Source organism: Roseibium limicola (assembly GCF_017313085.1).
GTDB classification, from domain to species: Bacteria; Pseudomonadota; Alphaproteobacteria; order Rhizobiales; family Stappiaceae; genus Roseibium; species Roseibium limicola.
Window position 1 is genome coordinate 501911 of sequence record NZ_JAFLNF010000003.1, and the last position, 13506, is coordinate 515416.

Sequence of the window (13506 nt, forward strand, 5' to 3'; positions counted from 1 at the left end):
CAAGGTCGGATCTTTCAACTTTTCGACAAAACCCCTATAAGCCTGCCGCTAGAGACAAAGACCTCATATCAGAAGATCGAGTCGTGTCAGGACAATATCGCGCCATAACCCAAGGCATCACCGTTTCGGTAGAGCCATTTTATCTGGACGAGGAAAGCCGTCCAGAGCAAGGCCGCTATGTCTGGGCCTACATGGTGGAAATCAAAAACGATACGGACACACCGGTGCATCTGAGAAGCCGGCACTGGATCATCATGGACGGTCAGGGCCGTGTCGAAGAGGTTCAGGGACCGGGAGTCGTCGGTGAAGAACCGGTGATCGAGCCGGGCGAGGCCTACGAGTACTCCTCCGGCTGCCCTTTGAGAACACCATCCGGCATCATGTCCGGCAGTTACGGCATGGAGCGGGAGGATGGTAGCTCATTCGACGTCACCATCCCGGCATTCTCCCTCGACCTCCCGGACGTCGCCCGCAGCCTGAACTGACCCTCAGCCGTCAAACGCGTCTGTGACGTGCAATCGCCCCACGCTCGATGGCAGCAGTGGTCAATTTGTCCAGACGCAACCGATCCCGCAGGATCTGCAGAACTCTTAATTCCTCGCGAGAGACATCCATGTCGGCGGCGGCAACATCCACCGCCATGGCATAGGCGGTATCATAGAGATGGACCGGAAGCGCGTCCGCCACAAGGCTGAGAACATCCGTCAGGCCCGTCTCACCCTGCAGCCGCTCCCCGCATCGCTGAGCCGCTGGGAGAACATCTGCCGGATCAAAATCGGTAAAGACCGGGAGTGTGCGCGCCATATCGCCGATGGCTGCCAACTCGCTATCCGTCATCTTGGCGTCCGATGCGGACGTAATGACCATGACGTAAATAAGAGCTTCATGAATGCTGACTGTCTCGCTCATGCCCTACGCACCACCTTTGTTTCTGAAGTCCGCTTGCACTCTTGCAAGTTCTTCCGAGAGTTAGGTTGCGAAACTCTCGCTTTCAAGCGAGAATCCCGAGATCTTCGTTGACGCCAGCCCCCGGCCTTTCTAGTGTCGCCGCGCTTTCACGGTGGGGCCGCTTCCCTGCTTCGATCAAGCATATATCCCTTAAAAAAGACCCAGAAACAGAAACAGAGCATTATGACCGACAGTTCCCTGCCACCGCTTGACCTATCGCCTGAATTCGTCGAGGCGGCCCGGACTTCCAAAGCCTGGCCGTTCGAAGAAGCGCGAAAACTGGTCAAACGGGTCGAAAAGCGGGATCCGTCGCAGCCGGTGCTGTTCGAGACCGGCTATGGCCCCTCAGGCCTGCCGCACATCGGCACCTTCGGCGAGGTGGCCCGCACAACCATGGTGCGCACCGCCTTCCGCCTGCTGACCGAAGACAAGATTCCGACGCGCCTCCTGTGCTTCTCCGATGACATGGACGGTATGCGCAAGATCCCGGAAAACGTGCCGGACAGAGCAGCTCTGGAGCCCTATCTGCAGATGCCGCTGACGGTCGTCCCCAATCCATTTGGCGGCGAGCACAAGAGCTTCGGCGACCACAACAACGCCATGCTGCGCCGGTTTCTCGATACCTTCGGCTTCGACTACGAGTTCGCCAGCGCGACCGAGTACTACAAGTCCGGCAAGTTCGACGAGATCCTGCTGACAGCGGTTGCCAAGTACAAGGAACTGATGGCGGTGATGCTGCCGACGCTGGGCGAAGAACGCCAGGCCACTTACAGCCCATTCCTGCCGATCTCACCGATCTCCGGGCGTGTGCTCTACGTTCCGATGAAAGACGTCAATGGCAAGGACGGCACGATAACCTTTGAAGACGAAGACGGCTCGGATGTCACGCTGCCCGTCACCGGCGGCAATGTGAAGCTGCAGTGGAAGCCGGACTTCGGTGCCCGCTGGGCAGCCCTTGACGTGGACTTTGAAATGTTCGGCAAGGACCACGGCCCGAACATGCCGCTGTACGACAAGATCTCCAAGGTGCTGGGTGCCAAGCCGCCGGAGCATTTCGTCTATGAGCTCTTCCTCGCAGATGATGGCTCAAAAATCTCCAAATCCAAGGGCAACGGCCTGAGCATCGACGAGTGGCTGACCTACGCCCCGACGGAAAGCCTGGCGCTCTACATGTTCCAAAAGCCGAAGACAGCCAAGAAGCTGTACTTTGAGGTGATCCCGAAGGCCGTCGACGAGTATTTCACGTTCGCTCAGAAGTACGCCGACATGCCGGTGGAACAGAAGCTGCAAAACCCGGCATGGCACATCCACTCCGGCGCCGTTCCGGCCATTGACATGCCGGTGCCGTTTGCCATGCTGTTGAACTTGGTGTCTGCCTCGAATGCGGAGAACAAGGACGTTCTGTGGGCGTTCATCACCCGCTATGCGCCGGGCGTTACGGCTGACACCCATCCGCATCTGGATGCGCTGGTCGGCTACGCGATCCGTTACTTCGACGATTTCGTCAAGCCGAACAAGTCGTTCAAGACCCCGGACGAGGTTGAACTGGACGCACTGAAGACGCTCGATGTCAGCCTGGCCGCCCTGCCAGCCGACGCGGATGGTGCGGTTATTCAGGATGCAGTGCTGGATGTGGCACGCCAGATCGAACGCTACCAGGATCCGAAGAAGAAAAGCCCGGACGGTGGCCCCGGCGTTTCTGTCGCCTGGTTCTCCGCGCTTTACCAGCTGCTTCTGGGTCAGGAAAAAGGCCCACGCTTCGGTTCCTTTGTGGCGCTCTATGGCATCGCGGAAACCCGCGCGCTGATTGCAAAGGCCCTGGCCGGCGCGCACACAGCCTGATCGTCCGAAGTCGAGACCAAAAAAGGCGGCTACCGGCCGCCTTTTTTATGTTTCAAGTTGCCTTGAGATGGTCTTTCAACGCGGCCACCTCCTGCCTCAGGGCCCTGACCTCGGTCAGGATGTGCTCGGTTTCGGTCTGGATCGCCTTGCGATCTTCGTCAGCCGTGTGCTCATGTTCTTCCTGCATTGCCGAAACCATGATCCCGATGAACAGGTTGAGCACGGTGAAGGCCGTACACAGGATAAACGGCATGAAGAACAGCCAGGACCAAGGATGGACCTCCATCACCGGACGGACGATGCCCATCGACCAGCTCTCCAGCGTCATGATCTGGAACAGGGTGTAGAGCGATTCCGGGATGGTTCCAAACCACTCCGGGAACGTTACGCCGTATAGCTTCGTCGCCATGACCGAGAAGACATAAAAGACCAGGATCATCAGCACGACGATAGAGCCCATGCCCGGCAGGGCCGCCATCAACCCGCCAATGACCCGGCGCAGGCTGGGGACGACGGAAATGAGGCGCAAGACACGCAGAATGCGCAAGGCCCGCAGCACGGTGAAGGGTCCACTGGCCGGAACCAGGGCTATCGCCACGATGATGAAATCGAAGATGTTCCAGGCGCCCTTGAAGAAGCTCCGGCCGTCGGCAACGATCCGCAAAAGCAGCTCGGCCACGAAGATCGCCAGGATCACCTTGTCCACGACGTGCAAAACCGGACCGACGGCATTCATGACCGTTGTTGAGGTCTCCAGCCCCAGGGTGATCGCATTGATGACGATGATCACAACGATCCAGAATTCCCATTGACTGGAATGAACGAGCTTGTGCAGACGCTCCCGCATCATGAAGGCCACTTTCCTTTGCGCGAATTTTCACGATCCACCTGGCAGGCATCCAGCCGGGGGGCTTCTTTTTGAAGCGGGACGACAATGCCACAGGCAGGCCTGCTGACAAGCGTTTGATGCGGTCATCCAGCGTGAAAATCTCTTCACATAAATGTCACGGACGTACCATCCATTGCACTGCATTCCACTTGACAGAATGCGGTGCGGGCAGCAGAACTGTCGTCGCTTCCGCGGGTGTAGCTCAATGGTAGAGCAGAAGCTTCCCAAGCTTAAGACGAGGGTTCGATTCCCTTCACCCGCTCCAGTTTGCCATTGCCTTTCAGCTTCCCCACAGCGCCAGCTTCCAGAATGTCACTTGCCGCTTTGGCCGTGAGGATCTTGCGGCGTGATTTCGACACGCCGTGCTCGGTCTTGTTCCAACCATGAGGTTGGCGGAGGAATTCCCAGGCTGCCTGATAGAACGCACAGGCATTCAACGCCCAGTAAGCAGGCAAGGTCAGCGCCTGAAGCCACACGCCTTTCAGCCTGCGTTGACGGGCGCCCCAGAGCAGTGCAGCGACTGAGCCGGAATAGCAGATACAGACACTGCCCAGACAGACGGCGGTGAAGGCACCCCGCAGGCTGCCCTCCAGCTGCGGAACTTCCAGCCAGCCGAAGCTGTAGAGGCCCACCAGGACGACGCACACGGGGCTCAGCGCCATAACGGCGATATTGCCGCCAATCAGGCTGAGCGCGACGCACAGACGGCGCCATCCCAGATCCTGAAGCAGATGCCCAAGATTGCGGGTGTGAACGAAGAATGTCTGGATCCAGCCCTTGTGCCAGCGTGCACGCTGTTGGCGCCAGGCCTTCCAGGTGATCGGCGCTTCCTCAAATGTCGAACTGGGCAACACACCACATGCGTAACCCAAGCGGGCCAGACGAATGCCCAGGTCGGCATCCTCGGTGACGTTGAACTTGTCCCAGGCCCCGGTGGCAATCAGCGCCTCGGTGCGGAAATGATTTGAGGTGCCACCCAGTGGAAAGGGCCAGTCATGCCGATGCAACCAGGGCAGCAGCTGATCAAACAGGCAAGCATACTCAAGCGCAAAGTGACGGGTCAGGAAGCTGTCTTCTGAATTGTCGATCGACAAGCGAGCTTGCAGGCAGGCGACTTCAGGCGTGGCCAGCGCAAAGAAGAACGCCGCCAATTTCAACTGGTCCGGCTCTGGCCGGTCTTCGGCATCATAGACCGTGATTAGACTGCCCGTCGCCTGCTCCAACCCGTGAGACAGCGCCCGTGGCTTGGTACGTGGCGCCCCATCCGGCACCCAGACGATCTCCATGTTGGCAGGCAGGCACTCCTTGAGATGGCGGGCGGTCTCCAGATCGTCGCGTTCCAGCAGAAAGAGGACTTGTAGCCGGTCACGTGGGTATTGCAGAAGCTTCAGGTGTTGCACCAAGCCAGACACGCTCGCCGCTTCCCGGTAAAGCGGGATGAGGATGGTGTATCTCGGCCAGTTTATCGGCCCGTCCGCAATCGATGGCGGCAAGCGGAAGGACGGACTGTCATGACGGCTGCTCCAGGCACTGGCCAATCTCGCCACACCGAACATCGTGCAGCACAAGGCCATCGCCAAGGCACAGAAGACTAGCGTGGACACGAGCGGTATAAAGCAGCCAAAAAGGAAGCCCACGCCAAGGCTCACGCCCTTGATGATCTGCGCCTTGTTGACCCGGTATCGGGCCGAAAAATCCGGATATCGGCTTTCCAGGTCTCCCTCTGGCGAATTCAGATGGGTTGTGGCGTGACGCAGGGCATCCGGCGTCGTGATGCGAACCCAACGGCGCAGCTCCGGCCTGCGGCGGCATAGGTCCAGGACGTCAGCGAAGGCGGCAAAGTCAGGGGCCACCGCATAGATTGTATCCTTCTCGGTCAACCCGATCAGCAGCGGTCCACATTCATCTGCGCCCAGACTGATGTAGCGACAATTGATGGATTGAGGGCGAAATCCTCTGGTGGGGAGAAATGGAAGTCCACAGGCTTCGGCGAGCGCGCTGTAGACGGTGTCTTCGGTCAGAAACCCGCGGGAGACGAGATATTCCGATGGGCTCATACCCACCCGCGCTGCGCAATTGCAGGCTCGTTCCAGGATTGATTTTGCGATTCCCCGCTGACGCAGTATCTCTAGTTCAGCCGGGATAGGCGCTTCAATCCGCATATCCCTCCCCGCTTGACGTTGAAACGAACAAACCGGAAAAAGCCTTGCGATCTTTCCCTTGCGTAAAATCTAGCGTTTTTAGCCCGTCTCGCGCAAGGGTTGTGATTACCCTTGCGTCACTTTTTGCGATTTTTATCGTCTCCGGACCAACGCAGTTCCAAGCTCAGGCTCAAGATTTCAGTGATGCGGAAGCGGAGATTTCAAGTGGCGATGTTCCGGTTATTCCGAATTTTTGGGATCCCAAGACGGTCCAAGACCGCCCGAAGGACCTTCCGGACAAGATCCAGTTTCTGGCAACAGACGACTTTCCGCCCTTCGTGTTCCGGGATGACACGGGCAAGCTGACCGGCTTTAACATCGACCTGGCGCGCGCAATCTGCCATGAGCTCATGAGCTCCTGCGCCTTGAAAATCCTGCCTTTTGAAGATCTCGTTCCAGGTCTCATCGCCGGCGAAGGTGATGCGATCATTGCCGGCCTCGTGCCCAACACCGCCCTGAACGGAGATCTTGCGTTCACCCAGGACTACCTCAAGTTGCCGGGCCGATTTGTGGTGCGCGCCGACCAGGCGGACATGTTTGATGAAACAGAGTTGGCTGGACGAAAAATCGCTGTTGTGGCTGGTACACGCCATGAAAGCTTTGCCCTGTCATTCTGGCCAGACGCCTTTCTTCAGACATATCCAACAGTTGCGAATGCAAGACAGGCTGTTCAGGAGGGTGAAGTCGATGCGCTTTTCGGCAGCGGTCTCATGCTTGCCATCTGGATGGCCAGCGAGGATGCAAAGGATTGTTGCGCGTTTTCCGGCGGGCCTTGGCTTGAGCCCGGCTTCTTCGATCAGGGCCTTGGGATTGCCGTGCGAAAATCAGAGCCCAAACTTGCCGAAGCCCTCGACTATGCCCTGCGCAAAACGGCCACAAACGGCAAATACCGTGAGCTTTATCTCCGCTATTTCCCTGTGAGTTTCTACTAGCCAGTTTATGGTCGGCAAACGTCGTTCCTCCCCGAAGGATCGACCTCTTGCAGACTTACTGCTTGAGCAAACCGCCAAATGCGGCTAGGGCGGTTTAAAATCTATCGACAGTGCCATTGGGCCACCAGCAATCGAGACCAAATGACCGACCTTCACTGGACCAAACCGGACAGCAAGCCCACCGCGACGCTTCTCCTGGCGCATGGCGCCGGCGCCGCGATGGACTCCCCCTTCATGAACAAGATCGCGGACAAGCTTGCTGCCGAGGGCATTGCCGTCGTTCGGTTCGAGTTTGCCTACATGGCACAGCGGCGTGAAGGCGGAAGCAAGCGCCCGCCCCCCAAGGCGGACAAGCTTGTCGGTGAATATCAAACAGCATTGAAGCAGCTGATGGGCATCACCGAAGGTCCCCTGCTGATTGGTGGCAAATCCATGGGCGGACGTGTTGCTGCCATGGTCGCAGGAAATCAAACCCCTCCCGGACGGCTGAAGGGCGTTGTCTGTCTCGGGTATCCTTTCCATGCGACAGGCAAAACCGAAGGCGACTGGCGCCTGGGACCTCTGGAAGCATCCAACCGCCGGATCCTGATACTGCAGGGCGAGCGTGACCCCTTCGGCAGCCAGGTTGAGCTTGATGCACTAACGCTGCCCACCGCCATAGAGCTGCACTATCTCGAAGACGGCAACCACGATTTTGCACCGCGTGGCCGGTCACCTGCGACGATGGACAGCAACCTCGGTGCTGCTGCCAAACACATAGCAGCCTTCGCCAAAACGGTCGTCAAGCCGGCATAAGCTACGATCGCCCGCGCAGCACGTCTCAACAAAAAAGGCAGGCCCGAAGGCCTGCCTTTTGCGTATTTGATGCCGTATCAGCCTATCGTTCTGCGTCGAACTCATAGCGTGCCGAGCAGAATTCACAGGTAACGACCACCTTGTCGCCCTCGCGCATGGAATCGATCTCTTCAGCCGCAAAACTGGACAATATGCCTTCGACCCGATCACGCGAGCACCGGCACTTGTCAGCAACGACCTGTGCGTCGTAGAGGCGCACACCACGTTCGTGGAAAAGCCGGAACAGCAAGTGCTCGACACTCAGGTCGGGGTCAACGAGTTCGTCGTCTTTAACGGTCTCGACCAGTGCCCTGGCTTCCGCCCAGGCGTCATCTTCTTCCAGATCATGCGCGCCAGCGCCTTCCGGCGCATCTCCGGGATCCAGATCAGGCTGACGCATACGCTCGGGCGCAGCGGGCAGGAACTGCACCATCATGCCACCGGCAATCCAGCGACGATTTGCGCCTTCGCTGGAGCCAGGTGTCAGCAACTCCCCCACTGCCATGCGAATTTCCGTCGGAATCTGCTCAGACCGGGCAAAGTAGCGACGGGCGACTTCTTCCAGGGAAATGCCGTCCAGCTCCACCAGACCCTGATACCGCTGCATGTGCTGGCCCTGATCGATGGTCATCGCGAGATGACCGCGACCGAGCAGGTCGTGCGGCTTGAGGTTGCCTTGTGCGACTGCCGCGGCGACCTGCTCTTCGTCAAAGCTGGCACAGGCGCGCACCGCGTCTGGCGACGAGAAGTCGACGACGAGCATGGACACCGGACCATCTGTCTGGGTCTGCAGGGTAAAGCGCCCCTGAAACTTCAAGGCTGTGCCGAGAAGACAGGTCAGGACAATGGCCTCCGCCAGAAGGCGCGAGACAGGTTCTGGATATTGATGCCGCGAAAGGATGTCGTCAATCACCGGACCGAGGACCAGCGAGCGCCCCCGCACATCCAATCCTTCCACTGCAAACGGGCGTACGGCGTCCAACCCAGCGGGCTCAACGCCGAATTCTTTCAAGTCAAAAGCCACGGTTCTAGACCTTATGTGGTTCGCCACGGTCTCCCGCGCGCATCAGATCGCGCCGAAGCACCAGGCCAGAATACCCTTTTGGGCATGCAGCCGGTTTTCCGCCCCGTCAAAGACAACGGAATTGGGACCATCCATGATCTCGGAGGTCACTTCCTCATCCCGGTGGGCAGGCAGGCAGTGCATGAAGAGGGCGTCGGATTTGGCCTCCTGCATCAGGCGTGAATTAACCTGATAAGACTTCAGAAGATTGTGGCGCGTTGCCTCGTCTTCATCCCCCATGGAGACCCAACAGTCGGTCACCACACAATCGGTGCCCTTCACCGCCTCATATGGGTCATCTGTGACCACAATGGAACCCCCGGCAGCGCGTGCCTGCTCGATCAGCTCCTGCGGCGGCGCCAGTTCACCCGGCGTAGCAATGCGCAGCTCGAAATCGAACTTCGGAGCAGCATGGATCCAGGACGCCAGGACATTGTTGCTGTCGCCGGTCCAGGCAATCTTTCTGCCTGCGATCTGACCACGATGTTCCTCGAAGGTCATCACGTCTGCCATGATCTGGCACGGGTGAGAGAGCTTGGTCAGGCCGTTGATCACCGGAACGGTGGCATATTCCGCCAACTCGTTCAGATCATCATGGCTCAAGATCCGGATCATGATGCCATCGACAAAGCGGGACAGGACCCTTGCTGTGTCGGCAATGGTTTCGCCGCGGCCGAGCTGCATTTCTGCGCCGGTCAACATCAACGCCTCGCCGCCTAGCTCGCGCATGCCGACGTCAAACGAAATACGGGTTCGGGTCGACGGCTGCTCGAAGACCATGGCAAGCACCTTGCCGGCCAACGGGCCTTCGCCCCGGCGCACGCCATTGCGGGTGCTCTTGATACGTTTCGCGCCATCCAGAATATGGCGCAGCTCATCGCCATCAAACTCGGTCAAGTCCAGAAAATGCCGCGACATGCCATCCTTGGTCACTGTGCCGCTCCCTCATTTTTCAGTTTGTTTTCAAGTACGGCTGCCGCCTTTTCCATGCGGGCTACAGCTTCGCCAATTTCGTCTTCGGTAATGGTCAGCGGTGGCATGATGCGCACCACATTGTCGCCAGCAGGAACCGCCAGAAGGCCTTCCGCGCGCGCGGCGACAACAAAATCGCCAGCCGGAACTTTGCACTTCAACCCGAGCATCAGCCCCTTGCCACGAACCGTTTCAAAAACGTTCGGGTGGTTGTCGACAAGCGCTGCAAGCTTCTGTTTGAACGAAAGCCCCTTTGACTGGACGCCTTCGAGGAAGGTTTCCTCCAACACCACATCCAGCACGGCATTGCCAACGGCCATGGCCAGCGGATTGCCGCCAAAGGTCGTTCCATGAGTGCCCGGCACCATCGAACTGGCAACTTCCTCTGTCGCCAGACAGGCGCCCATTGGAAACCCGCCGCCAATGCCCTTTGCCACGGCCATCAGGTCCGGATTCACTCCGGCCCATTCATGGGCAAACAGCTTGCCAGTCCGTCCGACGCCGGTCTGGATCTCGTCAAAGATCAACAGCGTGCCGGTCTCGTCGCAGAGCTTGCGCAGCTGACGGAGGAAATCGACGGGAATTTCGCGAATGCCGCCTTCCCCCTGAATAGGTTCAAGAGCAATGGCTGCTGTCTGCGGGCCAATCGCTTTTTTGACTGCAGCGATGTCGTCAACCGCAATCTGGTCGAAGCCCGGAGCTTTCGGCCCGAAGCCTTCCATATACTTGGCCTGACCACCAGCAGCGATGGTGCCCAGTGTCCGGCCGTGGAAGGCGCCTTCGAACGTCAGAATGTGGAACCGTTCGGCCTCACCACGGTCATAGTGGTAGCGACGCGCTGCCTTGATGCAGGCTTCCATGGCTTCTGCGCCCGAGTTGCAAAAGAAGACCTTGTCGGCAAAGCTCGCATCGGCCAGCCGTTTCCCCAGAAGCTCCTGTCCGGCGACCACATGAAGGTTGGACACGTGCCAGAGCTTTTCAGCCTGTTGCTTCAGGGCTTCAACGAGGTGCGGATGAGAATGGCCGAGGGAATTGACTGCGATACCTGCCCCGCAGTCCAGAAATCGTCGATCGTCCTTCGTCACGAGCCAGATGCCTTCCCCGTGATCGAATTCGAGACCCGTTCTTGCATAGTTCGCAAACAGCGCAGACGCCGACATTCCTTAAACTCCTGTGGAGCGATGATTTATGAGAGATACCGCGCCTTCATCTTCCAGCCCACTGCACCGGCCATGCAGTTTACTTGGTCCAGAAACGAAAGATGCCGCCCCGGAGAGACGGCATGCGTATATCGGAAGGTTTTATACACCCCCTCCCGCAGGTTCTGTCAATGCCAATGCAGGCCTTCCGCCAATTCGCGCTGAGACAGGGATAGAAGAGCTAAACTGGGGAAAAACCGATTCTTCCCCATGAGAAACAGGCTGCAACCTTGCTTGCCGTTTTTACCTTATTGTAGGCTCTGAGCCATCGGATACGACATATCGTGCACCACTCCAGTTTATAGCACTAGATATATGATTTTCGGCATTCTAACGTTTGCCTTAATAATGGGTTAATGCCCGTCGTTTTAACCAAGACCAACGAGGTGCGGCAACATGAGTTGGACGAATGAACGGGTAGAGCTTTTGAAGAAGCTCTGGACTGAAGGCCATAGTGCAAGTCAGATTGCAGCGGAGCTTGGCGGCGTCACACGCAATGCAGTCATCGGTAAAGTTCACCGGCTCGGCCTGTCTGGCCGTGCCAAGTCCACAAGCCCGGTTGCCAAGCCGCGCCGCAACCGGCCGGCCACAGCCGCTGCAGGCAGTACTGCGCCCTCACCTGCCGTTGCAGGCAGCCGCACGTCTTCAGCTCCGGCCCAGCCACGCACTCAGGGGGCCACAGCCCTGAAGGCCGAAGCCTCGCCAGCTCTGCAGTCTCAGCCGCTTGTTGAAGTGATGGCCGAACTGGTGCCAATCTCCGAGCGAGCAACCATTTTGACGCTGACAGAACGCACCTGCAAATGGCCTGTTGGAGACCCGAGTACGGAAGACTTTTACTTCTGCGGTCGGAATTCTGATGCGGGCGTGCCTTACTGTGCCCATCATTGCAAGATCGCCTACCAGCCGGTCAGCGACCGCCGCCGGAGCGCCAACAAGGTCACCACCGCGCGCGCAGCAGGCTGAATAAGCCGAGTTCTGCAGTAAAACCCATAAGGTCCGTGTTTCACGGGCCTTTTTTGTTGCTCAAAAACGCGCTCGACCAGGCCAAATCATTGCACCCATCGGACAAGCGAAAACCCGGTCAGCCAGGCTGCCGGGTCTTGCATGTTTCACCGCAGTTCGCCAGGAGCGCTTGTGCGGTCAGATCGTCGAAAACTGGTCGTTGAATGCATAGCCGGCACCGCGCACCGTCCGGATAGGATCCTTCGCCTTGCCTCGGTTCAAGGCCTTGCGCAGGCGACCGACATGCACATCGACTGTGCGTTCATCGACATAAACATCATGCCCCCAGACACCATCCAGAAGCTGCTCGCGCGAGTACACTCGTCCGGGTGATGTCATCAGAAATTCGAGCAAGCGAAACTCGGTCGGCCCCAGATGGATCTCCAGCGTGTTACGCCGTACCCGGTGGGTCTCGCGGTCCAGCTCGATATCACCGGACTTGAGGGTCGTGGATACGACTTCCGGACTGGCACGGCGCAAGATAGCGCGCACGCGGGCCATCAGCTCCGGAACAGAGAACGGCTTGACCACATAGTCATCCGCCCCGGTGGAAAGGCCGCGGATACGTTCTGCCTCCTCACCACGAGCCGTCAACATGATGACCGGCAAACGTTCGGTTTCCTCACGCATGCGCAAGCGCCGGCAAAGCTCGATCCCTGACAGGCCCGGCAACATCCAGTCCAGCAGAAGAAGGTCGGGAACGCTTTCCCGCAGACGTATTTCCGCATCATCGCCACGGACACAGACGTCCACGGCATAGCCTTCCGCTTCAAGATTGTATTTTAGCAAAAGGCTGAGGGGCTCCTCGTCTTCAACGATGAGTACCTTCGGCATTCCAGTGATCTCCGATCAAAGTCCGAGGGAGAACCCCTCAGACGCTTTCCTTGTCTTCCACCCCGGTCTCGTCCATGCGAGGCCGGTCATCCAGGAGATGGTCGCCCTTGACCATGTAGAAGACATTTTCAGCAATGTTGGTGGCGTGATCACCGATGCGTTCGATGTTCTTGGCACAGAACAGCAGATGAGCACACTGCGTGATGTTGCGCGGGTCTTCCATCATGTAGGTCAGCAACTCGCGGAACAGCGAGGTGTAGATGGCGTCGATTTCTGCATCCTGGCCACGGATCCGTACGGCGGCTTCCGCATCCTTGCGTGTGAAAGCGTCGAGTACGGCCTTCAACTGGTTCAGCGCCAGTTCGGTCATATGCTCCACGCCGATGGCGAGCTTCTTCGACTTGAGATCGCTGTCGATGGCAATCACTCGCTTGGCAACGTTCTTGGCCATGTCACCGACACGCTCCAGGTCGTTGGCGATACGCGTTGCGGCCATGATCTCGCGCAGGTCCTGCCCCATCGGCTGGCGACGGGCGATCACCTGAACGTTGCGCATTTCGATCTCGTGCAGCAGATCGTCGAGCCGCTGGTCACGGTCGATAGTGCTTTGGGCAAGTACCAGATCCTGGGTAATCAGGGCACTGACTGCATTGGAGACAATGCTTTCGGCCAAGCCGCCCATTTCCGCGATCTTACCGGCAATTTCGGTCAGTTCCTGATCGTATGCGGAGACTGTATGTTCGCTCATGAAATCTCATCCTTTCCCGGGCAATTCTACGGCCGGCCAGGG

At 58.3% G+C, this 13506-nt stretch carries 13 protein-coding genes and 1 tRNA gene; 6 read left to right on the forward strand and 8 right to left on the reverse strand.

Annotation, left to right across the window (positions count from 1 at the left end):
• The first annotated feature begins 83 nt into the window (after positions 1 to 83).
• Positions 84 to 485, forward strand: coding sequence for a Co2+/Mg2+ efflux protein ApaG (apaG, locus tag J0X15_RS20160; protein ID WP_206940021.1), 402 nt, complete (start codon positions 84 to 86; stop codon positions 483 to 485).
• 10 nt (positions 486 to 495) lie between these two features.
• Here the strand turns inward: apaG and J0X15_RS09465 are convergent, their stop codons facing one another.
• Positions 496 to 909: a tellurite resistance TerB family protein gene (locus J0X15_RS09465; protein ID WP_206940023.1), complete on the reverse strand. Its 414-nt coding sequence runs from the start codon at positions 907 to 909 to the stop codon at positions 496 to 498.
• 222 nt (positions 910 to 1131) lie between these two features.
• On the opposite strand from J0X15_RS09465, the gene J0X15_RS09470 reads away from it, so the two are divergent.
• Positions 1132 to 2790, forward strand: a complete 1659-nt coding sequence (locus J0X15_RS09470; protein ID WP_206940025.1) for a lysine--tRNA ligase — start codon at positions 1132 to 1134, stop codon at positions 2788 to 2790.
• Positions 2791 to 2842: 52 nt separating this feature from the next.
• On the opposite strand, the gene J0X15_RS09475 is transcribed toward J0X15_RS09470, so the two are convergent.
• Positions 2843 to 3637, reverse strand: coding sequence for an ion transporter (locus tag J0X15_RS09475; RefSeq protein WP_206940227.1), 795 nt, complete (start codon positions 3635 to 3637; stop codon positions 2843 to 2845).
• Positions 3638 to 3870: 233 nt separating this feature from the next.
• Between J0X15_RS09475 and J0X15_RS09480 the strand changes: the two genes are divergently transcribed.
• Positions 3871 to 3944, forward strand: a tRNA-Gly gene (locus tag J0X15_RS09480).
• Here J0X15_RS09480 and J0X15_RS09485 read toward each other — a convergent pair.
• Entirely contained in the window at positions 3910 to 5736 is a 1827-nt protein-coding gene (locus J0X15_RS09485) for a glycosyltransferase family 2 protein (RefSeq protein ID WP_209015203.1), read from the reverse strand. The genes J0X15_RS09480 and J0X15_RS09485 overlap by 35 nt on opposite strands.
• Before the next feature lie 206 nt (positions 5737 to 5942).
• Between J0X15_RS09485 and J0X15_RS09490 the strand changes: the two genes are divergently transcribed.
• Together J0X15_RS09490 and J0X15_RS09495 are read left to right on the forward strand one after the other, a co-directional pair.
• Positions 5943 to 6812: a transporter substrate-binding domain-containing protein gene (locus tag J0X15_RS09490; RefSeq protein ID WP_209015204.1), complete on the forward strand. Its 870-nt coding sequence runs from the start codon at positions 5943 to 5945 to the stop codon at positions 6810 to 6812.
• Between the two features lie 141 nt (positions 6813 to 6953).
• Entirely contained in the window at positions 6954 to 7607 is a 654-nt protein-coding gene (locus tag J0X15_RS09495; protein WP_206940028.1) for an alpha/beta fold hydrolase, read from the forward strand.
• Positions 7608 to 7689: 82 nt separating this feature from the next.
• Here J0X15_RS09495 and J0X15_RS09500 read toward each other — a convergent pair whose 3' ends face one another.
• From J0X15_RS09500 to J0X15_RS09510, 3 genes are read right to left on the reverse strand one after another with little or no spacing between them, the layout of a single operon-like run.
• A complete protein-coding gene (locus J0X15_RS09500) occupies positions 7690 to 8670 on the reverse strand; it encodes an Hsp33 family molecular chaperone (protein WP_206940030.1) in 981 nt (326 codons plus the stop codon).
• Positions 8671 to 8712: 42 nt separating this feature from the next.
• Positions 8713 to 9627: an ornithine carbamoyltransferase gene (gene argF, locus J0X15_RS09505; RefSeq protein WP_206940231.1), complete on the reverse strand. Its 915-nt coding sequence runs from the start codon at positions 9625 to 9627 to the stop codon at positions 8713 to 8715.
• 11 nt (positions 9628 to 9638) lie between these two features.
• Positions 9639 to 10841, reverse strand: coding sequence for an aspartate aminotransferase family protein (locus tag J0X15_RS09510; protein WP_206940032.1), 1203 nt, complete (start codon positions 10839 to 10841; stop codon positions 9639 to 9641).
• Between the two features lie 435 nt (positions 10842 to 11276).
• Here J0X15_RS09510 and J0X15_RS09515 point away from each other — a divergent pair, with 435 nt between their 5' ends.
• Positions 11277 to 11843, forward strand: coding sequence for a GcrA family cell cycle regulator (locus J0X15_RS09515; protein ID WP_206940034.1), 567 nt, complete (start codon positions 11277 to 11279; stop codon positions 11841 to 11843).
• Between the two features lie 177 nt (positions 11844 to 12020).
• Here the strand turns inward: J0X15_RS09515 and phoB are convergent, their stop codons facing one another.
• Positions 12021 to 12716 carry a phosphate regulon transcriptional regulator PhoB gene (phoB, locus tag J0X15_RS09520; protein WP_206940036.1) on the reverse strand — a complete coding sequence of 232 codons (696 nt, stop codon included), beginning with the start codon at positions 12714 to 12716 and terminating at the stop codon, positions 12021 to 12023.
• A gap of 37 nt (positions 12717 to 12753) precedes the next feature.
• Complete coding sequence (gene phoU / locus J0X15_RS09525) at positions 12754 to 13464, reverse strand: phosphate signaling complex protein PhoU (RefSeq protein WP_206940038.1); 711 nt, start codon at positions 13462 to 13464, stop codon at positions 12754 to 12756.
• Positions 13465 to 13506: the final 42 nt, after the last annotated feature.